This window comes from Rhodococcus baikonurensis (assembly GCF_040489275.1).
In the GTDB taxonomy this organism is placed as follows: Bacteria; Actinomycetota; Actinomycetes; order Mycobacteriales; family Mycobacteriaceae; genus Rhodococcus_F; species Rhodococcus_F baikonurensis.
In genome coordinates, this window is record NZ_JBEUOQ010000045.1 from 1 (window position 1) to 9,418 (window position 9,418).

Consider the following 9,418-nt stretch of genomic DNA (forward strand, 5'->3'; position numbering starts at 1 on the left):
TCCTCCACGTGACACAGCAACCAGAGCGGTAGCCGACAACTAACTGAATTAGTTACCGGACGGTACCAATCGTCCTGTTTGCCCGCCAGCGCGCCGACTCCGCCATCTTGGATTGAGGGTGAACTTTCGGTAACAGATATATATCGACAGGCTTATCATCAGCAAAAAGGACCTAGGTCCCACTATGAGCAAGGTCACGGTTTGAAGGTAAGAAGAACTCTCAGAAACGGTGTGGCAAACCGAACTGAACCCACGTTTCGTGGGCCTCAGGGCAGTTGAAGGCCGAAAGTGCGGACATCAAGCCAGTGCACGTACTTGAATATGCAACCAACAGGCACTACTTGGCAATCGATCGCAATCAAGACACCTGAGCGGGGCCTAGGAGCGCAACTCTGCATGGTTCACGCGGAGATGTTCACTTCGTGGTCGGCGCGCACTTGCAAGACCCACTTGCGTCGCACCGTTAGCTTGTCAATCACTGATACGTGCAGACGACGCGCAGAAGTAGTACGCATGTACGAGAAAGGGCTCTGACCAAGACCGCAGTCCTTGATCAGAGCCCTACCAACTCGGAGTCGAAAGTTATGCCGGTTCTCTCATGATGCCGAGATGCCGTGCAGTCCCGGACACCCCAGGAACCTCTTGCACAGGCGACCAGGTATTCAGCCCGTCCGTGCTGTCGGAGTAGAGATACTTACCTTCGGTATAGGCGTCGAGATAGATCCGCCAGTCGCCGCTCGGCAACTGAACTACGGCCGGACCTTCGACAAGCGAACCCCAATTCCCTGGCGGCACAAACGAATAAGGTCCCGTCACCGAAGGAGCGACCGCATGCTCGACGACCTTCCTCGTCTCGTTCTTGGTGAACGCATGATAGGTCGATCCGACTTTGACCACGGTGGTGTCGATGTGGTCCGCACCGATCCCGGCGAGCGGAACAGGCGGGCTCCACAACCGGAGCGACGGTTCCAACGCCGTCATCAGATACGGCACAAATCCTCCACCGGTCGACATCGACAGGATGACGTTGACACGATCGCCGTCCACAAACCATTCAGGCGCCCAGGCCTTGGTGACGAATGGTGACAGCGACGGCCCGTCGCTGAAACCAGCCGAACCCGAGAAGCCCGGCGGGCTCGCAGAACCGGTGCCATCTCCCGTACCAGGCATCAAGGCGCAGCAAAACGGAACCGGATAGTTCCCCAGCGGTGTCCAATTGATGCGGTCGCTGCTGCGTGCGAAACCGATGTTCGCCCCACCACCCGTCGTGTAGGTGAGGTAATACAACCCGTCTGTGTTCCGGAAGATGCTCGGATCACGCACGAGCCCAGACGGCGGCCTGTACGCCGACTGCTGGACGAGTTGAAAGCCGGTGCCGTCAGCCGACTCGTAGACATCCATGTCACGGTCGCTGGCATTACTGAACGCCACCATTGTGTATTTCCAGTCAGGCGGCGGCGCTGCGCTGCTGGCAGGGGCTGCGACCAGCAACCCCGCGACGACGAGGATCACCAGCGACACAACAGAAAGGCCGGTCCGTTTTGTCGGAATCACCGATGCAGTATGTATGACAGCCGGCCCACCATGGGTAACTTCGGTCGGAGTTAGAGCAGGATCGTTACCTGAGGCGATTCGCCTTGTTGTGAGGACGGGGACGCCGGCAAGGTCAGCCGTTAGCATCACGCCATGGAACTTGGGGTGCATTTCGCGCTGTCAGACAGCGTGGCAGCGGAACTTCTGGACGCACGCGGCGACGACGACAAACTCGGCGCAGTGGTCGAGGACATCGAGGAGACGGGCCGATCCGAGTTCTCGTGCGACACGGACAAGGCGTGGGATCCGATCCTGTGCGCCCTCTCCAGCACGGGGTACGAGCGCGTGTCCGAGAACTGGCCGGCCTACGGCGTGATCTTGGGGGACGACGACCTCAACACCGACACCGACGACCAACTCGTCACCTACCTGGCACCCGATCGGGTCGCCGAAGTCTCCTCGTACCTGGCGGAAATCACCGAATCCGAGTTCGGCGTGCGCTACGACGCGATGCCGCTCGACGACCGCAACCCGGAGTACGGTTCCGACGAGCGCGGGTACGCCTGGGGCTGGCTTCAGGAAGTGGCGGACTTTTTGCAGCGCGCGGCCCGAGAGCGTCGCCACGTGGTATTCACCGTGCGGTTCTGACAGTCGAGAGCCCACTGCCGAAGCAGCGCGCCCTCGAAGAATGAAAGACCGCTTGACAGTGGCGCTCAACTGCGGAGGACCCTCTGCGCGGGTTCTTGCTCTGACAATTCCTGTGCCGCAGCGTTTCTGGGTGACCGAGTGCGTGTCCTTCTCGCAGCCAGACCGAGCAGTAACGGAAACGTAACGACAGCCCGCGCGCTTCTCTGGCATTCACGATCTCGACCAGCAGTTTCACTGAAACAGTTTATTTTTCAACGGATTTCCAGTAGTGAGCTGCATCTCAAACCAACCCAGTGGATTGCTCATTGTTTGCGACATGGCGTTGACTGTTACCGGAAGAATCAGACAAAGTGGCCCGTGGAGGCGCAACTCGAGTGGGCCACCGACGAGGGAGAAGCCGAATGACGCACCTACGCAAGATGATTACCGCGGCCGCATTGATACCTGCCGGTATCGCAGCCATCGCACTCAGCGGCGCGGGCGCAGCATCAGCTGTTACTCCGATCGCCGACAACGGGCGCATCGGCGTGCAGCTGAACCAGGGTGAGACGGCATTGTTCGGCCAGCTCAATGCCGGCGCTGCGATCGAAAGCATCACTAACTCCACCCAGATCGGCGTGCGCCTCGCACCAGGATCGCGCTTCGAGAGCGGCCCCAACGTCGTCTGGGGACGTCTCGACCAGTTCGCCAACGAAGCAGCCTCCCGTGGTGGAGAAATTTCTCTCGGCGTACTCAACCCGGCGAGGGGTTCACAGCAGTTCTTCTTCATTCAGAACTGGTAATACCCTCCGCCGTCGAATTGATGCTTCGCTCTTCCTGTGGCGGGGCGGAGTATTTTTCGTTTCCCGTGGCCACGTTCGCCGCCGAGTGTTGAACAGGCGACGTTATCCCGGACGACTTTTGCGAGGACTGCAATCGGGCACCGATGTGTGCGGGAATTCCCTGTGCCGCTGCGTAATAACGCATCCACAACCGACCCCTGAGGCGAACGAATGAGCTGGACTCGAAAAGAGATAGCGATCATCGTGACCGCCACCGCGGTCGGGCTGGTCGCCGTCCTGGTGGTCGGGGTCAATCTCGCCGCCTCCGTGGTGTAACGGGTGCTGCCGTCATATGAAGCGGTCGCCGAAACCAGCCAACGATTGACCGACACGGATATGCAGTTCCCGGAGATCGACTGCACGCCAGTCGATTGGCGCGGCGACATCACCCGTCAAAAGAGGTATGCGGAGGGGGTGATGGCCTGCCTGGACGAGATGTGGAGCCCCGCTGTCGACAGAGAATTCAGAGGCGGCAACCTCGTGACACCTCACGTCGACATGCGCCTCGAAGGCGACGATGCACCCATCCTCTGCGGAGAAGGCGCAGACGTCTATGGGATCAGTTTCTACTGCCCCAGAACCCAGACCATCCGCATCTGGACGTACGACAGTTTCAACGAACTCGACCTCGTCAGAGTCGCCACCCACGAATACGGACATCACCTTCAGGAGGCGATGGGGATCGAATCGCAGCTGTCGTCATTGGCCGCGCGGGAAAACGATCACCGCGAGGTGATGTTGATGACCAAACGCCTGGAAGCTCAAGCTGAATGCCTGTCCGGCGTCAGCGCCAATCTCATCCTGCCCTACCTCGCCGAACTGTCAGTACAAGAAGACGCCATCGACATCCCCGGCGAAGACCCCGAAGACACCCACCCGAGTCAGGCCAACAACAGAATGTGGTTCAACCGAGGGATGCAGGAGGGACTCAGCTCCTGCGACACGTGGAACGCACCGGAATCAGAGATTCGGTGAATACGTAACGCGGCCTGAGTCCATTTTTGGGGGCATCGATAGTCATTCATTTCGGACGGAACTGGGGCGGTGGAGTGGTTGCGAGATTGCGGGAAGTCCCCGACAAGAACGATCATCCCGCTGTCAAAGGTTGGATCCAGCTCTCGAAGGAACTGCAGCGACGTCGCTCTACGCCGACGCGGACCTCGTCGACGGCGATCTTGGCACGATCGGACACGAAAAAGCCCCTCACCTGTATGAACAAGTGAGGGGCATCTGCGGAGGCAAGTGGATGGCATTCAAACTTAACTGTCCAGACGAGGCGGATGCTCGAAAAATGGGATGACCTGCAGAGTTGAGGTGAAGAGGGCTACCGCTCGGGATGGCGCTGACCGCTACTGGACCACTTGGGCTGCGCGAAGAGCTATTTCGAGCCACCGGTCATCCTGGTTGCTGTACAGCTTGCGCCATCCGGGCAGGTGTACGCCGCCATGTGGAAAGTACTGTTTCCCATGGCATCCCGCTACAAGCTGTTCGGGTACGCGCGAGGGTCGTATTGAGGACATCACGTCAAAGCGCTCTACGCGCCGGCTCAGGTGTTGACCTGATTTCCGTCAGAATCGGTATCTCGTGCTTGGCGGTCAGTGTCTTTGTAGTGCAGTTTGTCGTACCTGTTTACCGGAGGTGCATCCTTCTGCTCGCGGTAGAGCGCCCGTGTCAGCCAAGCACCGAAAACATCGTTGAATCCGGTGGGATGCCTTCGCGTGAGGAAGGGGGTCCACCACCACGCCACGAACACAGCAGCGAAACCGCACAACAGAACAGGTCCGAGAATCGACCGCTGTGGGGCTGTGAGCCAGGCGAAAACGATGGTCAGGATCGACGAACTCCAGTAGATCGCTCTCGCATGACTGCGGTACATCATGTAAGGCGTGGATACGATCATCGCCACAGCCCCTGCAGTGATTGCACAAATTCCACAAACGGTGGTCATGATGTCGCTTGTAGGGAGATGTGTTGTCGGCATGCAGGACGATTCTGTTGGAACCAAAGACCGAGGAGCGCGACAGCGGGAAGCTGTTGGCTCTTGCCGTGTCCAGGTTCTGAATCCCGAGCGGCCGTCGAACAGGATATGTTGCTCACGCTGCCCGACGTTGTTGTCGACGCCATCGTTGGAAGAGGATCTGCACGACGCGAGCGGCAATGAAGACAATGGCGGCGATTGACGCTCCGAAAACGAACGCGGACTCGGAGAAGACCATGAACAGCACTGCGGGAACTGCTATTGCGCCGAGTACGGCGAGCGCAATCATGTCCGGATTCTTCATGAGGCCGCTTTCTGCTCGGTGGTGTCTTCTGTGATCACGTGGTGCACGATTTCCTCCGGGAGTGCGCTCGTCTCACCCGTCCATCCTCCGCATTCGAGGCGTAGGTAGCCGTCTTGAAAGGGCGAGGCTTCGGTGATGATTCCCGGTCCTACCCGGTAGAGCGACGATCCGTGCGAGGTGTTCTCGACACGGACACCTGGCTTGAGCACGAGGTCGAGTGCGTAGCGCCCGCGGGCGGAGGTTTCGATCTTGTCAATATCGGACCAACGCAGATATCCGCTGTAAGCGCGGCCGAGTTCCATCCGCATGCCATCGCCGTCAATATCGATACGAAACCGTCCGACGTACCTCAGGGGAGAGAGAATGCTGGCACCGATCGATAAAGCGCCGAGCACCAACCACCAATTCGAATTGAACGAGCTACCTCCGGATTTGGTCGCATAGTTAAGACCGACACCGACGAAAGACAGAGCACAGGAGACCAACGCCGACCACAACCACAACGCCGATGCCCACCGAGTTGCGGCGGTCATGGTGAAAGTGCGGCCTTGACCTATTTCTTCAGAGTTCGTCGCGGGTTTAGGAGGAAGGGCCACAAACGTCACTAGCGAAATGCAGCACACAGCGCCGCATGCCGCAGCAAATGCCCCCAATCCGAAAACCGCATTCGAGGACGCCTCGTACATCACGATCGCACTGATTGCGAAGACAACGACACTGACAATGAACGCGAGGAAGCCCAGCTCGCCGCGTTTCTGGGTCCATTGAGCATGGAGGGTGCGTGTAAGTTCCGTCCTCGAAGTCATCGAACTACCTTTGCTTCTATCCGAGCTCGTCATCTAGTCCCAGAACTTCGATATCGCCCACGCCGCAGCATAGCCAGCTGCCACACCAACGGCGACCGCGACCACCACGGGGGCGGCACTGACAGCAAGCACTGCGCCACCGACAGCTGCCGCTGCGACGGTTCCTCCCACGTTGGTGGCGACCGATTCGGCGACACTAGGTCCGTTTTCTGATGTGAGATCGGAGGCTATCGCTGCTCCTGTGACGATCCACCCAAGCGCAGGGATCGGTTTCGCGAGGCCCTTCACACCATTCACTGCCCCTTGCCACACGGCGCGTGTCGTCGACACGTTCGGCGCTCGCGTCGCAGTGGCTCGTTCTGCCATTTGCCCCGGGGTATCAACAATTCCACCGATCACGTTGAGTGGACCGAATTGAGTAGTCCAATTCTCGTCGGTCGATGGCTTGCCCTGCGGTGACGTTCGGGGAGTCATCGAATTCGGTGCCCCATCGCCGGTGGTGCCGGGTTTGATCGGGACATTGCCGGTGAAACCGTCCGGGACGTCGCCGTGCGCTGCAGCGAGTTGGTTGGCCGCTTGCTGCTCCGCGCTGACGGATGGCTTTTGAGGTGTCGTGCGCGCTGTCATCGAATTCGGTGCCGACGTATTCCCGCCAGTGGTGTCGCCCGCATTCGTGTTCCCACTGTTCTGCGGACTCGCGCGCGAAGTCATCGAGTTCGGCGCACCCGAAGTGTCTGTACCCGAAGGGACCTCGCCGTGCGCTGCAGCGAGTTGGTTGGTCGCTTGCTGCTCCGCGCTGACGGGCGGCTTCTTCGCGCTGGTGCGCTGGGTCATCGAGTTCGGTGCCGACGTGTTCCCACCGGAAGTGTTGCCCGAATTCGTGTTTCCACTGTTTTGCGGTTTCTGCGCGCTCGTGCGGGAGGTCATCGAATTCGGCTTGGGTGCGGCGGTGTTCGTATTCTTCTGGACTTGTTTCGAAGCGACAGAGGTGGGTGCCTTCGCCTTCTTTTCCGGCGGATCAGCCAAAATCGGATAGGCGGTCGCTTCGTCGGCGTACACCGTCTGAATCAGGCGGCCGTCGCGCACTTCGTAGTCAGTCGGAACAGGATTGCCGTTGGCGTCATACGCCCACGGAGCTGCCACCACCGAGACGGGGTTTCCGTCCGCGTCGAAGACGGTGACTGAGCCGTCCGGATCAACGCTCATATGCCCGCCGGGCGGAACCTCGACGGGGATTTCCGCTTCGTGTGAGGACGTCGCGTCGTGGATGAGGAAGAACGTACGACGTCCCCCGCCCGGTTCGGTGACCGTGATCTTCGACTGGCCACCCTTCGCATACGCCATGAGCGGTGAGGCGAGGGTACCGACTGTCTGGAAGAGGATCGATTCCGGCGTACGCCCACGCAACGGTATGCGTGGGCCGAACGGTGAACGACGCCCACGTACCCCGATCCCGCCGGCAGTGAACGCAGCGGCACCGACCAACACGAGTTCGAGGTAACGGTCACGGCCGTCGCCTTTGTCGAGCCCCGAGGTCGTGACATTCGGAGTTGATTCCGATTGCCCGGGAGCACTATTCGGCGTCGACGCGGGCACTGGTCCGGGACCACGATCAGTGGTCGATGCGGGTGCGGTCGATCCAGCGGGTTGCGATGTGGTCGGTGCAGGCCCGCTGGTGGTCGTCGGAACCGGGATCCCTGCAGGGTTCTCGATGCTCGATGGTGTCGGGCTATTCGGTTGTCCAGGCTGTTCCGGTTGCGCCGCACCTGGCACGGGAACAATGGGGGTGCCATTGTAGGTGGGGAAGTTCGTCGGAGCGTTCGCTCCGACGTTCGGGCCACCGCCCGGAGCCTGTGCACCCGGTAGTCCGACGGTGGTTGTCGGGGCGGCCGTCGGGGTGGTGGTGGGTGCGGTCAGGCACGGGTTGATGTACTCAGGCGGGATCGGAGAACCAGGAGGCAGTGACGCGATCAGATTCAGGTAGATCTGATGATCACGTGCCCGCACCGCCGCACAGTCCTCCGCTGGTCCCGCAGTCGCAGGTGCGGCGATCAGTGCGATTCCCGCACCGACGGCTCCAGCTACTCCAGTCATCAGCGCTCCGGTGGCAAGTACTCCCGCGATGGACCTGCGCAGCTTCAGCACGGACTTCACCGGCGATCACCCGTGTTCGACTTCTTCCGCGCCTCGGCGATGAGCTTGTCCGCGCCCCACCAGAACACCCGGCCCGCGATCGACATCCACAGAAAGAACGCCAGATACACCAGAATCGTCCCATAATCAGCGGCCCACCCACCGAGACGTCCGATCACCGCGAACGCCGCAATCAACAATGCGAGACCGAAGACGGTGGCGATCACGGCCTTCGATGTTTCGCTCAGCTCACTGTCGGGGTCCCAGTCGTCGACGTCCGCACTTTGACCACTGTGCACTGTGGCCGGCGGCTCCGTCATCGGGCGGGACCGAGCGTGTTCAGCGTTGCGGATGGTCATGACAGAAACTCCAAACGGCGGATAGGTGAAGTGAAACAACGAGATCGGCGGCAGCAGTCAGGGGCCGGAGTTACCGGCCCTAGTTCAGTTCCAGTGCTGGTAGGTCTGCACGATGTAGCCCCCGGTGACGGGGCTGTTCGGGTCGGACACGTAGATGTTGACGTAGCCACCCGGATGCGCCGCAGCTTCGGCGATCACGACCCGATCGGGGGCGCTTGCCCTGCCATCGACGTTGGTGATGACCGAACCCGGAGCCCGGCCAACCCAACGTTGCGAGCCGGGAACAATGTTCGCGATTGCATCGGGGATCGGGCTCGCCGCCAGTGCTGCGGTCTCCGCATTCGAGAGCGAAAGCCCGATCCGACCCTGCTCCGGCTGCACGATCGGGGTAGCAGCCGATGCCACGCCCCCGCCGATAACACCGACGAGGGCGATACCTGCGGTAAGCGCTCCGGCTGTGGCCAAGGTACGAATCTTCATGAACTTCTCCCGTGATGCTGATTGATGGGCAAACCCGTGACTCGGGCCTCGTGTGACGGGGTGTGCGAGGGCATGGTGGCCTGCGCAGAGTGGGTTGAGAATGCAGCGCTGACGACGGCTGCTCGGGGTTAGAGCCAGGTCGGATCGGAATACACGAACAGGCTATTGTCCGAGGTTGCAGTTGAGACGGCGAGTTGTGCGTAGGAGCGGATCGTCACCGGCCCCATGCACGCATCAACCTTCACGTGCACGTTTTCTGCCGTGATCGACGCCTTCGACGACTCGAGATCCTTCTTCCCCAACGGAATCGTCGTGATCGTGCCCGGCGCAATCGTCGACTGAATACTCGGATTCAC

At 60.4% G+C, this 9,418-nt stretch carries 11 protein-coding genes; 3 read left to right on the forward strand and 8 right to left on the reverse strand.

Annotated elements, in window-relative coordinates; all coding sequences use genetic code 11:
• Positions 1-582 precede the first annotated feature (582 nt).
• Positions 583-1,434 carry a glycoside hydrolase family 43 protein gene (locus ABWI03_RS33650; protein WP_003943973.1) on the reverse strand — a complete coding sequence of 284 codons (852 nt, stop codon included), beginning with the start codon at positions 1,432-1,434 and terminating at the stop codon, positions 583-585.
• 252 nt (positions 1,435-1,686) lie between these two features.
• On the opposite strand from ABWI03_RS33650, the gene ABWI03_RS33655 reads away from it, so the two are divergent.
• From ABWI03_RS33655 to ABWI03_RS33665, 3 genes are all read left to right on the forward strand, one after another.
• On the forward strand, positions 1,687-2,181 hold the full coding sequence (locus ABWI03_RS33655) for a DUF1877 family protein (protein WP_298776617.1): 495 nt from the start codon (positions 1,687-1,689) through the stop codon (positions 2,179-2,181).
• A gap of 401 nt (positions 2,182-2,582) precedes the next feature.
• Positions 2,583-2,963 carry a hypothetical protein gene (locus ABWI03_RS33660; protein WP_030535797.1) on the forward strand — a complete coding sequence of 127 codons (381 nt, stop codon included), beginning with the start codon at positions 2,583-2,585 and terminating at the stop codon, positions 2,961-2,963.
• A gap of 318 nt (positions 2,964-3,281) precedes the next feature.
• Complete coding sequence (locus ABWI03_RS33665; RefSeq protein ID WP_298776622.1) at positions 3,282-3,977, forward strand: neutral zinc metallopeptidase; 696 nt, start codon at positions 3,282-3,284, stop codon at positions 3,975-3,977.
• Between the two features lie 571 nt (positions 3,978-4,548).
• Here the strand turns inward: ABWI03_RS33665 and ABWI03_RS33670 are convergent.
• From ABWI03_RS33670 to ABWI03_RS33700, 7 genes are all read right to left on the reverse strand, one after another.
• Positions 4,549-4,902: a hypothetical protein gene (locus ABWI03_RS33670; protein WP_124566636.1), complete on the reverse strand. Its 354-nt coding sequence runs from the start codon at positions 4,900-4,902 to the stop codon at positions 4,549-4,551.
• A 193-nt stretch (positions 4,903-5,095) separates the two neighbouring features.
• Positions 5,096-5,284, reverse strand: coding sequence for a hypothetical protein (locus ABWI03_RS33675; RefSeq protein ID WP_124566635.1), 189 nt, complete (start codon positions 5,282-5,284; stop codon positions 5,096-5,098).
• Positions 5,281-6,090: a hypothetical protein gene (locus ABWI03_RS33680; RefSeq protein ID WP_124566634.1), complete on the reverse strand. Its 810-nt coding sequence runs from the start codon at positions 6,088-6,090 to the stop codon at positions 5,281-5,283. The genes ABWI03_RS33675 and ABWI03_RS33680 overlap by 4 nt, the downstream gene beginning before the upstream one ends.
• 33 nt (positions 6,091-6,123) lie before the next feature.
• Positions 6,124-8,244, reverse strand: a complete 2,121-nt coding sequence (locus ABWI03_RS33685; RefSeq protein ID WP_298776627.1) for a hypothetical protein — start codon at positions 8,242-8,244, stop codon at positions 6,124-6,126.
• Positions 8,241-8,582, reverse strand: coding sequence for a hypothetical protein (locus ABWI03_RS33690; RefSeq protein WP_260395296.1), 342 nt, complete (start codon positions 8,580-8,582; stop codon positions 8,241-8,243). The genes ABWI03_RS33685 and ABWI03_RS33690 overlap by 4 nt, the downstream gene beginning before the upstream one ends.
• Positions 8,583-8,666: 84 nt before the next feature.
• A complete protein-coding gene (locus ABWI03_RS33695) occupies positions 8,667-9,062 on the reverse strand; it encodes a hypothetical protein (RefSeq protein WP_298776632.1) in 396 nt (131 codons plus the stop codon).
• A 128-nt stretch (positions 9,063-9,190) separates the two neighbouring features.
• The coding region (locus ABWI03_RS33700; RefSeq protein ID WP_353799054.1) for an MspA family porin at positions 9,191-9,418 on the reverse strand (228 nt) is incomplete at its 5' end.

Bases quoted from the DNA above. Each gene is read 5' to 3' on its own strand.
- ABWI03_RS33650 (WP_003943973.1), bottom strand. From the start codon at position 1,434: ATGGTGGCGTTCAGTAATGCCAGCGACCGTGACATGGATGTCTACGAG.
- ABWI03_RS33655 (WP_298776617.1), top strand. From the start codon at position 1,687: ATGGAACTTGGGGTGCATTTCGCGCTGTCAGACAGCGTGGCAGCGGAA.
- ABWI03_RS33660 (WP_030535797.1), top strand. From the start codon at position 2,583: ATGACGCACCTACGCAAGATGATTACCGCGGCCGCATTGATACCTGCC.
- ABWI03_RS33670 (WP_124566636.1), bottom strand. From the start codon at position 4,902: ATGATCGTATCCACGCCTTACATGATGTACCGCAGTCATGCGAGAGCG.
- ABWI03_RS33675 (WP_124566635.1), bottom strand. From the start codon at position 5,284: ATGAAGAATCCGGACATGATTGCGCTCGCCGTACTCGGCGCAATAGCA.
- ABWI03_RS33680 (WP_124566634.1), bottom strand. From the start codon at position 6,090: ATGACTTCGAGGACGGAACTTACACGCACCCTCCATGCTCAATGGACC.
- ABWI03_RS33690 (WP_260395296.1), bottom strand. From the start codon at position 8,582: ATGACCATCCGCAACGCTGAACACGCTCGGTCCCGCCCGATGACGGAG.
- ABWI03_RS33695 (WP_298776632.1), bottom strand. From the start codon at position 9,062: ATGAAGATTCGTACCTTGGCCACAGCCGGAGCGCTTACCGCAGGTATC.